The organism is Paracoccus sp. TOH (assembly GCF_030388245.1).
GTDB classification, from domain to species: domain Bacteria; phylum Pseudomonadota; class Alphaproteobacteria; order Rhodobacterales; family Rhodobacteraceae; genus Paracoccus; species Paracoccus simplex.
In genome coordinates, this window is the sequence record NZ_CP098361.1 from 216,822 (window position 1) to 231,357 (window position 14,536).

A 14,536-nucleotide genomic window follows, 5' to 3' on the forward strand; every position below is an offset into this window, starting at 1 on the left:
GATGGTCCGAGGGGGCGAACGGGCCCGCGCGGCGGCGCAACAGGCGGAACGGTGGCCCCGCTCGCGGCCAGCCTTCCTAGCCGATGCGGCCGCGCTGGCCGCCGGTCTGGGCGCGATCCAGCATCAGGTGGTCCAGGATCACGCAGGCCGCCATGGCCTCGGCAATAGGCACGGCGCGGATGCCGACGCATGGGTCATGCCGGCCCTTGGTGATCAATTCGATCTCCTCGCCGCACTGGTTGATGGTCCGGCGCGGCGTCAGGATCGAGCTGGTCGGCTTCACAGCGAAGCGGACCACAATGTCCTGCCCGGTCGAGATGCCGCCCAGGATGCCGCCGGCGTGGTTTGACAGAAACCGCGGGCCCTCGTTGCCCATGCGGATTTCGTCGGCATTGGCGGTGCCGGTCAGCGCGGCCGCCGCCATGCCCTCGCCGATCTCGACGCCCTTGACCGCGTTGATCGACATCATCGCCGCCGCCAGGTCGGTATCCAGCTTGGCATAGACCGGCGCGCCCAGGCCGGGCGGGCAGCCCTGGATCAAGACCTCGAGCGCGGCGCCGACGCTGTCCTGCGCCTTGCGGATGGCGTTCAGGTAATCCTCCCAGGCCGGCACCGCCGAGGCGTCGGGCAGGAAGAACAGGTTGTTGCCGATCTCGGCCGCGTCGAAATGCGCCCGGTCCAGATGCAGTTCGCCCATCTGCACCATGTAGCCGGTGATCTTGAGATCCGGCGCCAATTCGCGCAACACCGCCTGCGCCACACCGCCCGCCGCCACGCGCGCCGCCGTTTCCCGCGCGCTGGAGCGGCCACCGCCGCGATAATCGCGGATGCCGTATTTCAGATGATAGGCAATGTCGGCATGGCCGGGACGGAACGCCTGGGCGATCTCGCCGTAGTCCTTGCTGCGCTGGTCGGTGTTCTCGATCATCAGCTGGATCGGCGTGCCGGTGGTCTTGCCCTCGAACACGCCCGAGAGGATGCGGACCTGGTCCGGCTCTTGCCGCTGGGTGGTGAATTTCGAGCTGCCGGGCCGGCGGCGATCCAGGAATTGCTGGATCCAGGCCTCGTCCAGCGCCACGCCGGGCGGGCAGCCATCCACCGTCGCGCCAAGCGCCGGTCCGTGGCTTTCGCCCCAGGTGGTGAAGGTGAAGACGCGACCGAAGGTGTTGAAGCTCATGGTTCCCGGACCCCTTTTTGCCTGCGATAGCCGCGCGCAGGACAAGGAGCAATCCCCGGCCGTCGCTCCGGCCTGGCATCCGGGCCGTGGCAAACCCTGCCATTCCCCGGAATATACATTTCATTTCAAGGCGTAATCCGTATTTCACGCCGCCTTCACGCGTCGAGGAGCAATCTCTCAGCACGAGGGTGAAGACGCCCCGCGACTATCAGGACGACAGGAGGAGCACATGCCTACCGGAACGAATGGCAACGACACCCTGATCGGTACGTCTGCCAGCGAAGTCTTCAATGCCCTTGGGGGGAACGATTACGTTCTTGGCCTCGGCGGCAATGACACCATCTATGGCGGCTCGGGCAACGATTACTTGTCGGGCGGCGATGGCTATGACTATATCAGCGCCGGTTCGGGAACCGACACGGTGCATGGCTGGGACGACAACGACACCATCGTCTCCAGCGGAGCCGGGCAATATTACGGCGATGCCGGCAACGACTATATCTATGCCGGCCTTGGCACCAGCGAAACGCTGGACGGTGGCGCGGATACGGATTGGCTGAACACCACCACCTATAGCGGCGCCTACAGGATCAACCTGGCGACCGGCGCCACGAATTTCACCGGCGAAAGCTATGTGAATTTCGAGAACGTCTATTCCGGATCCGGCAACGACACGCTGTACGGGACCGACGCCGCCAATACCATGTATGGCAATAACGGAAACGATTACATCTATGGATACGGCGGCAACGATTTCATTTCCGGCGGCGCCGGCAATGACTACCTGCATGCCGGAACCGGCAGCGATACGCTTTATGGCGGCAGCGACAACGACACGCTGGTTTCCAGCGGCGGCGGCCGTTATTATGGCGAGGCGGGCAACGACTATATCTATGCCGGCCTTGGCACCAGCGAGACGCTGGACGGTGGCGCGGATACGGACTGGCTGAACACCACCACCTATAGCGGCGCCTATATGATCAATCTGGCCACCGGCGCCACGAATTTCACCGGCGAAAGCTATGTGAACTTCGAGAACGTCTATACCGGATCCGGCAACGACACGCTGCTGGGTACGGATGCAGCCAATATCATGTATGGTAATAACGGAAACGACTCGATTTCCGGTCTTGCAGGTAACGATTACCTCTCTGGTGGCGCAGGCGGAGATTATCTGAACGCCGGCACTGGCACCGACACCATCTGGGGCGGAAGCGATGCCGACACCATCGTTTCCAGTGGCTACGGCCAATATTATGGAGAATCCGGCAATGACTATATCTATGCCGGGGTCGGCGGCGGCGAGACACTGGATGGCGGCACCGATGATGATTGGCTGAACACCGCCGCCTGGAGCGGCGCCTATTCCATCAACATGGTGACCGGCGCCACGAATTACACTGGCGAAAACTTCGTCAATTTTGAAAATCTTTATTCCGGCTCCGGAAACGACACGATTCTGGGCACGGATGCGGCCAATATCATCTATGGTAACGCAGGAAACGACGCCATCGATGGTGGTGCGGGCAATGACACGCTTTATGGCGGGGTCGGCGATGACACTTTGACCGGCGGCACGGACAATGATTATCTGTCGGGCGGCGATGGCAATGACCTGCTGACCGCGACGGCGGGTACGGACACGCTTTATGGCGGCAATGGCGATGATCGGCTGGTTTCCAGCGGCGCGGGTTTCTATTCCGCGGATGCCGGAAACGACATGGTGATCGCCGGCCTGGGCGTGAATGAAACCCTGAATGGTGGCGCCGGAATCGACATGCTGGATGCCCGGACCTATTCCGGGGCCTATCGCATCAACCTGGCGACCGGGGCCACGAATTTTGCGGGCGAAAGTTTCGTGAATTTCGAGAATGCCATGACCGCGGGCGGGAATGACACCCTGCTCGGCACCGCAGGCGCCAACCTGATGAATGCCGGCGCGGGGAACGACCAGCTTCACGGTTTTGCCGGCAATGACACGCTGCAGGGGATGAACGGCAACGACTTCCTTGGCGGCGGGGCGGGGAACGATGTGCTGCAGGGCGGGGCCGGCAATGACACGCTGGCCGGCAACACCGGCGCGGACGTGCTGAATGGCGGCGCGGGCGCGGATGTGTTCCGCTTCGTGGCCCTAGCCGATTCCACCTGGGGACCGGGCCGCGATCTGATCAACGGCTTCGACGGCGTCGGCGTCGCCGTGGGCGACCGCATCGACCTTTCCGCCATCGATGCGAATGCCCTGATCGGCGGCAATCAGGCCTTTGTTTTCAATGGAACAAACCCCGGCGGCCCCGGCCGCGCCTGGGTGATGAACAGCGGCACCGAGACGCTGCTGCGGGTCAATGTCGACGGCGATCCGGCGGTCGAGATGACCATCCGAATCGCCGATGGGGCGACGCTGGCGGGCCAGTATTCCGCGAGCGACTTCATCCTCTGAGCCGGGGCCCCTCCCTCCCTGACCCGGACGATGAAGCAGAGGGGGCGCGGTCCGAAAGGGCCGCGCCCTTTCCGTGCAGCGACCATGCACGGCGCGTACACCGGGCGTACACCGGCAACGCGCGCCGCGTTCAGCACCGGTTAACCCTTGCCGGGCGATGATCCGCCGGGCAGAGGTCGGAGGATTCGGGCGATGGTCGGCAAGGCGGAAGAACAACGGCGGGTAAATTATCACTACATGGCCGATGCGATGCGGATGCTGGAATGGGATCTGCACCAGCGGCTGATGGAGGAACTGCGCATCCCCGCCGAATGGCACGAGATCGCGCGCGAGAAGGGCCAGTCGAAGAAGCTGCGGGTGACGATCCGGCTGGACGAGGCGGTGGTGAAATTCTTTCGCTCGACCGGGACGGACTGGCAGCCGCGGCTGAACCGGGTACTGTCGGTGTGGATGCATGCCCGGCTGGCGGGGATGATCCGGGGGGCGGAGACGATGGACTACATGAAGCGCCGGGTCGAGGAGGGTTTTGACGGGGCGCGGCCGCGCTGGGGGGATTTGCAGCGGATGGAGGATGAGGCGTTCGGGGACGACCCGACGCGGTTTGACGAGGCGGGGGTGCCGATGGGGGAGGAACGAGTCAGCTCGGCGGTGTTGCGGGTGGAGTTGGAGGGGAAGCGGGGGCGATGAGTGATGGCGCATGGTCGCATTGGGCGGAAGGCGGTCGTTCGCTGCGTTCTAAACGAACGGCAGCGATGCGCAGCAAGCGAGCTTTGCCAAGTCAACATCTCAGCTGCTTCCGCGATGCTTAACACTTCTCTGCCGAAGCTTGCGCCTTTGTTCAGATAGCTGACTATGATGGGATGAGGCGCCGGCTACCGGAGGAAAAATGCCTTGGGAACAGTCTTTCCAGCCTAGCCATGTGTAAAGCATGTGTGTACTTCTTTACACACCCTCAGTTGCGAGCGCCGCATGAAGTCCTTAGTCAAAAAAATCCTACCTAAGCCCCTGAGTGCCTATCGGTCGGTAATCGAGCTTCGGGACCACTCGAAGGGCAAGAAGGCTTCAATGTCTCGAAAAGATATCAGGTCAGCGGTCAAAATAGCCATTATTGATGACGAGAAGTTTAAGGCCCACGGCAACCTGACAACATATGGGTACAAAATTCAAGAGTTGCCGGACATTAAGTCATTGGATGACATCAGTGATTTTGATGTCGTAATTTGCGACTTGATGGGTGTTGGGCAAAACTTTGACAAGTCCATAGGTGGGGCTAGCATCATCAAAGAGATAAAAGACAATTACCCGACCAAGTATGTAATCGCTTATACTGGTGCGAGATCAAATACGCCAGAAGCTAATGCAGCCAAGCAGTTTTCGGACGATTTCATCAAAAAGGACGATGATATTACTAAGTTGGTCGGTAAGCTTGACGAGGCTATAGATATCGCCTCAGATCCCTATGAGCGATGGCTGACCACTCGCCAAGGTTTGATTGATCTCGAGATAGACTTGCGGAAAATTTTAGAGCTGGAAAGCGCTTATGTTGAGGCAATTAATGCCAGCGACAGCAAATTTTCTGAGATTGAGGCGATATTAAGGAGCGCCGACCTGGGAGGGCATGCAAAGGGTATAGTCCAGAGCCTAATAGCTTCTGGAATTTGGGCAATTGTGTTTGCAGCATAATGTTGGCATTTTCCTCTATCGTTGTTAGTCCGCAGGGCGAGCCAAAGTTCCACGGTGGAACGATTTTCAAGTTGCCGCCAGAGCTTTGTGATAAATACAGGATTCAACAGTATCTAAAGATAGATAAAATTGGTTGGTCTCGATCTGAGTTCGGCTACATGACACTTGTGAAGGTTGATGACCAAGGAAATAAGTACGTAATCCCAGGTCTTTACCTTGAAGATGGTGGCCAGCCATCCAAGAAGTTCCATGGGTATAAGCCTCTAGTTTCGAAGTCCCAAGTGGAACAGTATTTAAAGTATCATTTTGAAAGGCTTTCAAACGTAAGAGAGGCGTCAGAAGGTGAGCTCACAGCGTTGGTTCACGACTTGAGGCATCTATCCAGCTCGATTTACCATAGTGCGATAGAAGCAGAACGTGCTGTGAAGGAGAATTCACTGCATAAAACGAGGGACTTGATAAAGACGATAATTGCATCTCAGACGATGCTTAAAGTGCGAATTGATTACCTGGATTTCTCCAATTCTGTCGACCGATTTGATGAAATTGAAAAAATACCGGTCTATAGCCGAGTTGATAAAGTAATTAGGTGTTTCAAGGCGGATGCTCGCCATAAAAATGTCGAAATAAACCTTTCCGGCAGCTCCTATCGATTGGCCGAGGGCCCAAATATTCTCGATATTGTCCCTTATACTTTGATTGAAAACGCCATAAAATATTCACCCAAGAACTCAGAAATAACTGTTAAAGTTCAGGATACGGACACCGAAACTGAGGTTTCAGTGAGATCATTGGGGCCGATTTTTGCAGATGGTGAAGAAGCGAAAGTATTCGAGCGAGGGTTTAGGGGGGTAAACGCAAAGAATATCCGACAGAATGGGACTGGGTTGGGATTGTCTGTGGCTAGCGAAGTTATTGCAACCTTCGCTGGAAGCTTGGGTGTGGCGCAATCCAATGAGAACCGTGTGATTGATGGCGCCACCTACGCTTCAACAACTTTCCATTTCAGCCTGCCAACTGCTGGGGAAGATAGGGCGCGAAAGCAAAAATACGAGATGCTAACCCGACGTCGCGCTGGTAGGCGTAGCGCCAATGTCAGGTAGGCTATTCGTTCAAGCGCTTGAACTCGCTAATAAAGACTGCTTTGAGGCTGGGACCGGTCATCCGCCGCACTTGGCACGAAGGGCGGGAATGGGCCGAAAACAAAGGCCGCCCTACGGGGCGGCCTTTGCTTATTCTTGGGTGAAGTCGCAGCCCCTCAAGCCTGCAGCGCCCGCACCCCGACCTCGCCTTCCCCGCGCGACTTGATCGCCGCCACGGCCGCGATGCTCCCCGCCGCCGTGGTGTAATACGGGATCTTGTCGTTCAGCGCGACCGCCCGGATCTCGCGCGAATCGGCGATGGCCTGCGCGCCCTCGGTGGTGTTCAGCACCATGGCGATCTCGCCGTTCTTCAGCCGGTCGACGATGTTCGGGCGGCCTTCGTAGACCTTGTTCACCAGCTCGGTCTCGACCCCGGCCTCGCGCAGGAAGCGGGCGGTGCCGGCGGTGGCGACCAGCTTGAAACCCATCTCGGTCAGGTCGCGGCCGGCCTGGGCCAGCGCCTCGGACTTGTCGGCGTCGCGGACCGAGATGAAGACCAGCCCCTCGGAAGGCAACTGCGTCCCCGCCCCCATCTGCGCCTTGAGGAAAGCGCGGGCGAAGTTGCGGTCCCAGCCCATGACCTCGCCGGTCGAGCGCATTTCCGGGCCCAAGAGCGTGTCGACGCCGGGGAAGCGGGCGAAGGGCAGCACCGCCTCCTTGACCGAGAACCAGGGCGTGTTCGGGTCGGCGAGCGTCAGCGGGTCGGCGAAGGGCAGGCTGTCCTCGGGGCCGACGCCCTCGGGATAGGCAGGCCGGGCCGGGAAGTTCGCCATCGGCTCGCCCGCCATCAGCCTAGCTGCGATCGAGGCGATGGCGCTGTCGGTGGCCTTGGCGACGAAGGGCACGGTGCGCGAGGCGCGCGGATTGACCTCGAGCACGTAGATGGCGCCGTCCTTCAGCGCGAATTGCACGTTCATCAGCCCGACGACGTTCAGGGCGCGGGCCATGGCGACGGTCTGGACCTTCAGCTCGGCGATGGTGGCGGCGTCGAGCGTGTGCGGCGGCAGCGAGCAGGCGCTGTCGCCGGAATGGACGCCGGCCTCCTCGATATGCTCCATGATGCCGGCGACATGGACGGTGCTGCCGTCCGAGAGCGCGTCGACATCGACCTCGATGGCGCCCGAGAGGTAGCTGTCGAGCAGCACCGGGCTGTCGCCCGAGACCTGGACCGCCTCGCGGATGTAGCGGTTGAGCTGGTCCATGTCGCGCACGATCTCCATGGCGCGGCCGCCGAGCACGTAGGAGGGGCGGATGACCAGCGGGAAGCCGATGCGCCGCGCGATCTCGATGGCCTCGGCGTCGGAATGGGCGATGCCGTTGATCGGCTGCTTCAGGCCCAGGTCGTTCAAGAGCTTCTGGAAGCGCTCGCGGTCCTCGGCCAGGTCGATGGCGTCGGGCGTGGTGCCGAGGATCGGGATGCCCTCCTCCTCCAGCGCATTGGCCAGTTTCAGCGGCGTCTGGCCGCCGAACTGGACGATGACGCCGTGCAGCGTGCCGTTCTCGCGCTCGATGCGCAGGATTTCCAGCACGTGTTCCAGGGTCAGCGGTTCGAAATACAGCCGGTCCGAGGTGTCGTAATCGGTCGAGACCGTCTCGGGGTTGCAGTTGACCATGATGGTCTCGTAGCCGGCCTTGGTCAGCGCGAAACAGGCGTGGCAGCAGCAATAGTCGAATTCGATGCCCTGGCCGATGCGGTTCGGGCCGCCGCCGAGGATCACCACCTTCTTGCGGTCGCTGGGGCGGGCTTCGTTCTCGACCTCGCCCATCGCCGGGACTTCGTAGGTCGAATACATATAAGGGGTCTGGGCCTCGAACTCGGCGGCGCAGGTGTCGATGCGCTTGAAGACCGGGTGCAGGTCATGGGTGCGGCGGGCCTTGCGCACCGCGGCCTCGGGCTGGCCGGACAGCGCCGCCAGCCGGGCGTCGGTGAAGCCCATCATCTTCAGCCGGCGCAGCCCGTCCAGGTCGGCGGGCAGGCCGGCCGCGCGCACCGCGTTCTCGGCCTCGACGATCTCGCGCAGGCGGGACAGGAACCAGGGATCGAAGGCGGTGGCGTGCTGGATCTCGCCATCGGAAAGCCCGTGGCGCATGGCCTGGGCGATCAGCCGCAGCCGGTCCGGGGTCTGGGCGCTGATCGCCTTGACGATGGCGGCCTTGTCGGGCGCGCCGGGGATCTCGATATCGTCAAGGCCGGTCAGGCCGTTCTCCATCGAGGCCAGCGCCTTTTGCAGCGATTCATGGAAGGTCCGGCCGATGGCCATCACCTCGCCCACGGATTTCATCGCCGTGGTCAGCTCGGGCTTCGAGCCGGGGAATTTTTCAAACGCAAACCGCGGGATTTTGGTCACCACATAGTCGATCGAGGGCTCGAACGAAGCCGGCGTCACCTTGGTGATGTCGTTGTCGAGCTCGTCCAGCGTATAGCCCACCGCCAGCTTGGCGGCGATCTTGGCGATGGGGAAGCCGGTGGCCTTGGAGGCCAGCGCCGAAGAGCGCGACACGCGCGGGTTCATCTCGATCACCACCATGCGGCCATCCGCCGGGTTGATCGCCCATTGCACGTTCGAGCCGCCGGTTTCCACGCCGATCTCGCGCAGCACGGCGATGGAGCCGTTGCGCATGCGCTGGTATTCGCGGTCGGTCAGGGTCAGGGCCGGGGCGACGGTGATCGAGTCGCCGGTATGCACGCCCATCGGATCGACGTTCTCGATCGAGCAGACGATGATGGCGTTGTCGGCGCGGTCGCGCACGACTTCCATCTCGTATTCCTTCCAGCCCAGCAGGCTCTCGTCCACCAGCACCTGCGCCACCGGCGAGGCCTCCAGGCCCGTGCGCACGATGCGCTCGTAATCGTCGCGGTTATAGGCGACGCCGCCGCCGGTGCCGCCCAGGGTGAAGGCGGGACGGATGATGGCGGGCAAGCCGATATCCTCCAGCGCCTCCATGGCCATCGCAACCCCGGCCGCGATGTCATAGCGGCCGTTCGGATGTTTCGGCGCGGCGACGATGGTGGCGCGCGGGTTCTCCAGGCCGATGCGGTCCATGGCCTCGCGGAACAGCTTGCGGTCCTCGGCCATCTCGATGGCGGCGCGCTGCGCGCCGATCAGCTCGACGCCGTAGCGGTTCAGCACCCCCATGTCGGCCAGGGCCAGCGCGGTGTTCAGCCCGGTCTGCCCGCCCATGGTCGGCAGCAGCGCGTCCGGCCGTTCCTTGGCGATGATCTTTTCCACCACCTCGGGGGTGATCGGCTCGATATAGGTCGCATCCGCCATCTCGGGATCGGTCATGATCGTGGCGGGGTTCGAGTTCACCAGGATGACCCGGTAGCCCTCTTCGCGCAGCGCCTTGCAGGCCTGGGCGCCGGAATAGTCGAATTCGCAGGCCTGCCCGATGACGATGGGACCGGCACCGATGATCAGAATGGATTTGATATCGGTTCTTTTCGGCATGGCGGTCCCTCGGGCTGGCGGCTGATAAATCGTCCGGGGTTATAGCCATGGCGGGCAAAGTCGCAAGGGTCCGCGCCGCCCGCCCGGCCAAAAATCCGCGGCACGCGCCAGGGGCGCCGCCCCGACGCGACGCCCCTGCCCTTCACCGTTTCCCAAATACCCCGGCGGCCGCGCGACCGGCGCGACGGCTCAGCCCTGCGCCGCCTTGGCCTTCTTCAGCGTCTTGCCATGGTTCGAGATCCAGTCCATCGCCGCCAGCAGCACCCCCGAGATCACGAAGACCAGATGGATCACCACCATCCAGCGGATCTGGTCGGCGCTGTATTTGCTGACATCCATGAACACCTTCAGCAGATGGATGCCCGAGATCGCCACGATCGAGGCCACCAGCTTCAGCTTCAGCCCCGAGAAATCCACCTCGCCCTGCCAGTTCGGCCGGTCCTCGTGCCCGCTCAGGTCCATGCGGCTGACGAAATTCTCGTAGCCCGAGAAGATCACGATCAGCAGCAGGTTGGCGGCCAGGCTCAGGTCGATCAGCGCCAGCACGCCCAGCACCGCGTCGTTCACGGTCATCACCGGCAGGATCTGCACCAGGTGCCAGAATTCCAGCGCAAAGACCCAAAGCAGGATCAGCAGGGACAGCGCCAGCCCGACATAGATCGGCGCCATCATCCAGCGGCTGGCGAAAAGGCTGCGTTCGAGAAGGCGTTCCATCATGTCTCCTGCACGGGTTCCGAAAGCCCTCATCTAGGCACGCCGCGGCGCGGCGAAAACCCCCCGCCGCAGCCATGCCGCGACCGGGGCGGCCTCGTTCCCCGGAGACCGGTGAATCCGCGCCGGCCTCAGGCGTCGATGAACCCCCGCACGAAGGCCGTCGCCGGCCGGGCGCGGATGTCCTGCGGGCGGCCGACCTGCTCGATCCGGCCCATGGACATCACCACCACCAGGTCGGCCAGCTCCATCGCCTCGTCCTGATCATGGGTGACGAAGACCGTGGTCAGGCCGGTGGTGTCGTGGATCTCGCGTAGCCCCTGGCGCAGCTCCTTGCGCACGCGGGCGTCGAGCGCACCGAAAGGCTCGTCGAGCAGCAGCATGCGCGGCTCGATGGCCAAGGCGCGCGCCAGGGCGACGCGCTGGCGCTGGCCGCCCGACAGCTGGCTCGGGAAGCGCTTGGCGATCTGCGGCAGCTGGATCAGGTCCAGAAGCTTCGACACCCGGCGCCGGATCTCGGCCGCGGGCGGGCGCGCGGCGCGCGGGCGGGCGCGCAGCCCATAGGCGATGTTCTCGAACACCGTCATGTGCTTGAACAGCGCATAGCTCTGGAACACGAAGCCGGCGCGCCGCTCCTGCACGGTCATGCCGGTCGCGTCCTGGCCGTCGAACAGCACCCGGCCGGAACTGGGGAACTCCAGCCCGCCCAGGATGCGCAAGAGCGTGGTCTTGCCCGAGCCCGAGGGGCCCAGGAGCGCCACCAGCGCCCCCGAGGGGATGGCCAAGCTGACCGGCTGCAAGGCCGTGGTGGCACCGAATTGCTTGGCGATCTCGTCGATCTCGATATGCATCGGACACCTCAATGTCTGCGGGTTGTGGCAAGCTGGTCGGCGTGGTGCCATTCCAGCACGGACTTCAGCGCCAGCGTCAGCAGGCCCAGCGCCGCCAGCACGGCGGCGAGCGAAAAGGCCGCCACCGAAAGATATTCGTTGTACATCATCTCGATGGTGATCGGCATGGTGGCGGTGACGCCGCGGATCTTGCCCGAGACCACGGCCACGGCGCCGAACTCGCCCATGGCGCGGGCGTTGCACAGCAGCACCCCGTAAAGCAGCGCCCATTTGATGTTCGGCAGCGTCACGGTGCGGAACACCCGCCAGCCCGAGGCGCCCAGCGTCAGCGCCGCCTCCTCCTCGGCCCGGCCCTGCTCGATCATCACCGGGATCAGCTCGCGCGCGACGAAGGGAAAGGTGACGAAGACCGAGGCCAGCACAATCCCCGGCAGCGCGAAGATGATCGGAAAGCCCTGCGCGACCAGCCAGCCGCCTATCAGGCTGTTGGTGCCGAACAGCAGCACCAGCGCCAGCCCCGCCACCACCGGAGAGACCGAGAACGGCAGGTCGATCAGCGTGATCAGGAACGCCTTGCCGCGAAAGTCGAACTTGGTGATGGTCCAGGCGGCAGCGATGCCGAAGACCGCGTTCAGCGGCACGGCGATGGCCGCGACCAAGAGCGTCAGCCTGACGGCCGCCCGCGCGTCGGGCTGGGCCAGCGAGGCGACGGCCTCGGCCGCGCCGCGTGCGAGGGCTTCGGCGAAGACCACGGCCAGCGGCGCCAGCACCAGGATGCCAAGGCCGACCAGGGCCACGGCGATCAGGGCGATGCGGACCGGCCGGCTTTCCTCGGTCACCGGGCGCCAGCGGGCGGGGGCTTGCATATCAGACATGGCCGATCCTCCGGCGGCTCCAGATCTGGATCAGGTTGATGACCAGAAGCATGGTGAACGAAATCAGCAGCATGGCGATGCCGATGGCGGCGGCGCCGTCATAGTCGAACTCCTCCAGCTTGATGACGATCAGCAGGGGCGCGATCTCGGTCTTCAGCGGCAGGTTGCCGGCGATGAAGATGACCGAGCCGTATTCGCCGACCGCGCGGGCCAGCGACAGCGCGAAGCCGGTCAGCGCCGCCGGCATCAGCATCGGCAGGATCACCCGGCGCAGGGTATGGAACCGCCCGGCGCCCAGCGTGGCCGAGGCCTCCTCGACCTCCTGCTCGATCTCGGCGATCACCGGCTGCACGGTGCGGGTGACGAAGGGCAGGCCGACGAAGATCAGCGCAATCAGGATGCCCGATGGCGTATAGGCGATCTTGCCGCCCAGCGCCTTGGCGATGCCGCCGAGGACGCCGTTCGGCGCATAAAGCGCGGTCAGCGCGATGCCCGCCACCGCGGTCGGCAGGGCGAAGGGCAGGTCGACCAGCGCATCGACCAGCCGGCGGCCCGCGAAGCGGTAGCGCGCCAGAACCCAGGCCAGCAAGGTGCCGAAGACCAGGTTGAACAGCGCCGCGAAAAATGCCAGCCGGAACGACAGATAGAGCGCCGCCCAGACCCGCGGCGTGTTCACCGTTTTCCAAATACCCTCTGCGCCATAGCTCGCGCCCTGGGCCAGCAGCGCGCCGACCGGCAGGATGACGATCAGCGACAGCATGGTCAGCGTGATGCCCATGCCCAGCGCAAAGCCGGGCATGGGAGAGTTCTGGATGCGCAGCGCCGGCATCGCCTAATTCCCGCCATAGATCTGGTCGAAGCTGCCGCCGTCGCCGAAATGCTCGGGCTGGGCCTGCTTCCAGCCGCCGAAATCGGCGATGGTCACCAGGTCGAGCTTGGAAAAGCGGGCCACGTCGTCCGGATCGGCGGCGCTGGCGTCCCAGGCGCGGTAATAATGCTTGAAGGCCAGCGCCTGGCCCTCGGGACTGTAAAGAAAGCCCAGATAGGCATCGGCCAGCGCCTTCTGCTCGTCATCGGCGATGTTCTTGTCGACCACCGCGACCGGCGGCTCGGCCAGGATCGAGACCGAGGGCACCACGATGTCGAACCGGTCCTCGCCCAGCTCGTTCAGCGCCAGATAGGCCTCGTTCTCCCAGGCCAGCAGCACGTCGCCGATCTCGCGCTGGGTGAAGGTCGTGGTCGCGCCGCGCGCGCCGCTGTCCAGCACCGGGACATGCTTGAACAGCTCGGCCACGAAACCCTTGGGATCCTGACCGTGCTTCTGCGCCCAGGCCCAGGCGGCCAGATAGTTCCAGCGCGCCCCGCCCGAGGTCTTGGGATTGGGGGTGATGACCTCGACGCCGTCCTTGACCAGGTCGCCCCAGTCCCGGATGCCTTTGGGATTGCCCTCGCGCACCAGAAAGACGATGGTCGAGGTATAGGGGGCGCTGTTATGCGGCAGGCGCGCCTGCCAATCCTCGGGCAGCAGCCCCCGGGCGGCGATCTGGTCGATATCCGAAGCCAGCGCCAGCGTCACCACCTGCGCCTTGAGCCCGTCGATCACCGACCGCGCCTGCGCGCCCGAGCCGCCATGCGAGGTCTCGATCTGCGGCGCCGGATGGCCATCGGCTTGCCATTGCGCGGCAAAGGCGGCGTTGACCTCGCGGTAAAGCTCGCGGGTCGGGTCGTAGCTGACGTTCAGCAGCGCGTTCTCGGCATGGGCCTGGGCGGCAAGGCCCAGTCCCAGCATCGCCGCCGCCGCCGTCATCGCACGGCGCAGCGAAAAGCCCAGGCAACGATCCCGGAAGCCCATACGCAGCGGATGGCCGGTCAGGCGCTTGGTGCCGTCCTCGACCGTCAGGCGGCCGTCGAGATGGCGGCGAATCACACGGCCATGGGCCAGTTGGCTGTCGGTCACGCGGATGGTGCGGATCATGATGCCTCTTCCTCCTTGATTGCCTTGCAAGGCGTCTCATGTCCAAAATTACGACAGAGATTATCGTTTATTTCAAGAAAAAAGACGTGTTCATCTATCGTTTTTAATTTAACGATAAATCAGTGGCTTGCTTCTAAAATTTCTCAAGCCCGGCCCGCCGGCCCGGGTTCGCCCCACCCCGTTCCGCGGTTCATCACGGCATTTTCCGGCAAGATGCGGCCTCCCCGGCCGCGACG

11 protein-coding genes are annotated in these 14,536 nt (G+C 63.2%); 4 read left to right on the top strand and 7 right to left on the bottom strand.

Annotation, left to right across the window (positions count from 1 at the left end; genetic code table 11):
- Positions 1–76 precede the first annotated feature (76 nt).
- Positions 77–1,177, bottom strand: coding sequence for a chorismate synthase (gene aroC / locus NBE95_RS11655; protein ID WP_289895613.1), 1,101 nt, complete (start codon positions 1,175–1,177; stop codon positions 77–79).
- Positions 1,178–1,406: 229 nt separating this feature from the next.
- Here aroC and NBE95_RS11660 point away from each other — a divergent pair, with 229 nt between their 5' ends.
- The 4 genes from NBE95_RS11660 to NBE95_RS11675 all read left to right on the top strand — a co-directional run bounded on the left by NBE95_RS11660 (position 1,407) and on the right by NBE95_RS11675 (position 6,400).
- Positions 1,407–3,614 (top strand): hypothetical protein, encoded by a 2,208-nt coding sequence (locus NBE95_RS11660; protein ID WP_289895614.1) that lies wholly within the window; start codon positions 1,407–1,409, stop codon positions 3,612–3,614.
- A 192-nt stretch (positions 3,615–3,806) separates the two neighbouring features.
- The gene (locus NBE95_RS11665; RefSeq protein WP_289895615.1) at positions 3,807–4,301 is read left to right on the top strand and encodes a BrnA antitoxin family protein; all 495 of its coding nucleotides are present in this window, start codon (positions 3,807–3,809) and stop codon (positions 4,299–4,301) included.
- Positions 4,302–4,679: 378 nt separating this feature from the next.
- On the top strand, positions 4,680–5,297 hold the full coding sequence (locus NBE95_RS11670) for a hypothetical protein (protein ID WP_289895616.1): 618 nt from the start codon (positions 4,680–4,682) through the stop codon (positions 5,295–5,297).
- On the top strand, positions 5,297–6,400 hold the full coding sequence (locus NBE95_RS11675; protein WP_289895617.1) for a HAMP domain-containing sensor histidine kinase: 1,104 nt from the start codon (positions 5,297–5,299) through the stop codon (positions 6,398–6,400). The genes NBE95_RS11670 and NBE95_RS11675 overlap by 1 nt, the downstream gene beginning before the upstream one ends.
- A 155-nt stretch (positions 6,401–6,555) precedes the next feature.
- Here the strand turns inward: NBE95_RS11675 and carB are convergent, their stop codons facing one another.
- From carB to NBE95_RS11705, 6 genes are all read right to left on the bottom strand, one after another.
- Positions 6,556–9,888: a carbamoyl-phosphate synthase large subunit gene (gene carB, locus NBE95_RS11680; protein WP_289895618.1), complete on the bottom strand. Its 3,333-nt coding sequence runs from the start codon at positions 9,886–9,888 to the stop codon at positions 6,556–6,558.
- A gap of 189 nt (positions 9,889–10,077) precedes the next feature.
- A complete protein-coding gene (locus NBE95_RS11685) occupies positions 10,078–10,602 on the bottom strand; it encodes a TIGR00645 family protein (RefSeq protein WP_289895619.1) in 525 nt (174 codons plus the stop codon).
- Between the two features lie 128 nt (positions 10,603–10,730).
- On the bottom strand, positions 10,731–11,450 hold the full coding sequence (gene cysA / locus NBE95_RS11690) for a sulfate ABC transporter ATP-binding protein (RefSeq protein ID WP_289895620.1): 720 nt from the start codon (positions 11,448–11,450) through the stop codon (positions 10,731–10,733).
- A gap of 8 nt (positions 11,451–11,458) precedes the next feature.
- Positions 11,459–12,325, bottom strand: coding sequence for a sulfate ABC transporter permease subunit CysW (gene cysW, locus NBE95_RS11695; protein WP_289895621.1), 867 nt, complete (start codon positions 12,323–12,325; stop codon positions 11,459–11,461).
- Complete coding sequence (gene cysT / locus NBE95_RS11700) at positions 12,318–13,154, bottom strand: sulfate ABC transporter permease subunit CysT (protein WP_289895622.1); 837 nt, start codon at positions 13,152–13,154, stop codon at positions 12,318–12,320. Before cysT ends, cysW begins: the two co-directional genes overlap by 8 nt.
- A 3-nt stretch (positions 13,155–13,157) precedes the next feature.
- Positions 13,158–14,300 (bottom strand): sulfate ABC transporter substrate-binding protein, encoded by a 1,143-nt coding sequence (locus tag NBE95_RS11705; protein WP_289895623.1) that lies wholly within the window; start codon positions 14,298–14,300, stop codon positions 13,158–13,160.
- Positions 14,301–14,536: the final 236 nt, after the last annotated feature.

Bases quoted from the DNA above. Each gene is read 5' to 3' on its own strand.
- cysA (WP_289895620.1), bottom strand. From the start codon at position 11,450: ATGCATATCGAGATCGACGAGATCGCCAAGCAATTCGGTGCCACCACG.
- NBE95_RS11705 (WP_289895623.1), bottom strand. From the start codon at position 14,300: ATGATCCGCACCATCCGCGTGACCGACAGCCAACTGGCCCATGGCCGT.
- NBE95_RS11675 (WP_289895617.1), top strand. From the start codon at position 5,297: ATGTTGGCATTTTCCTCTATCGTTGTTAGTCCGCAGGGCGAGCCAAAG.
- NBE95_RS11665 (WP_289895615.1), top strand. From the start codon at position 3,807: ATGGTCGGCAAGGCGGAAGAACAACGGCGGGTAAATTATCACTACATG.
- cysW (WP_289895621.1), bottom strand. From the start codon at position 12,325: ATGTCTGATATGCAAGCCCCCGCCCGCTGGCGCCCGGTGACCGAGGAA.
- carB (WP_289895618.1), bottom strand. From the start codon at position 9,888: ATGCCGAAAAGAACCGATATCAAATCCATTCTGATCATCGGTGCCGGT.
- cysT (WP_289895622.1), bottom strand. From the start codon at position 13,154: ATGCCGGCGCTGCGCATCCAGAACTCTCCCATGCCCGGCTTTGCGCTG.
- aroC (WP_289895613.1), bottom strand. From the start codon at position 1,177: ATGAGCTTCAACACCTTCGGTCGCGTCTTCACCTTCACCACCTGGGGC.
- NBE95_RS11685 (WP_289895619.1), bottom strand. From the start codon at position 10,602: ATGGAACGCCTTCTCGAACGCAGCCTTTTCGCCAGCCGCTGGATGATG.
- NBE95_RS11670 (WP_289895616.1), top strand. From the start codon at position 4,680: ATGTCTCGAAAAGATATCAGGTCAGCGGTCAAAATAGCCATTATTGAT.
- NBE95_RS11660 (WP_289895614.1), top strand. From the start codon at position 1,407: ATGCCTACCGGAACGAATGGCAACGACACCCTGATCGGTACGTCTGCC.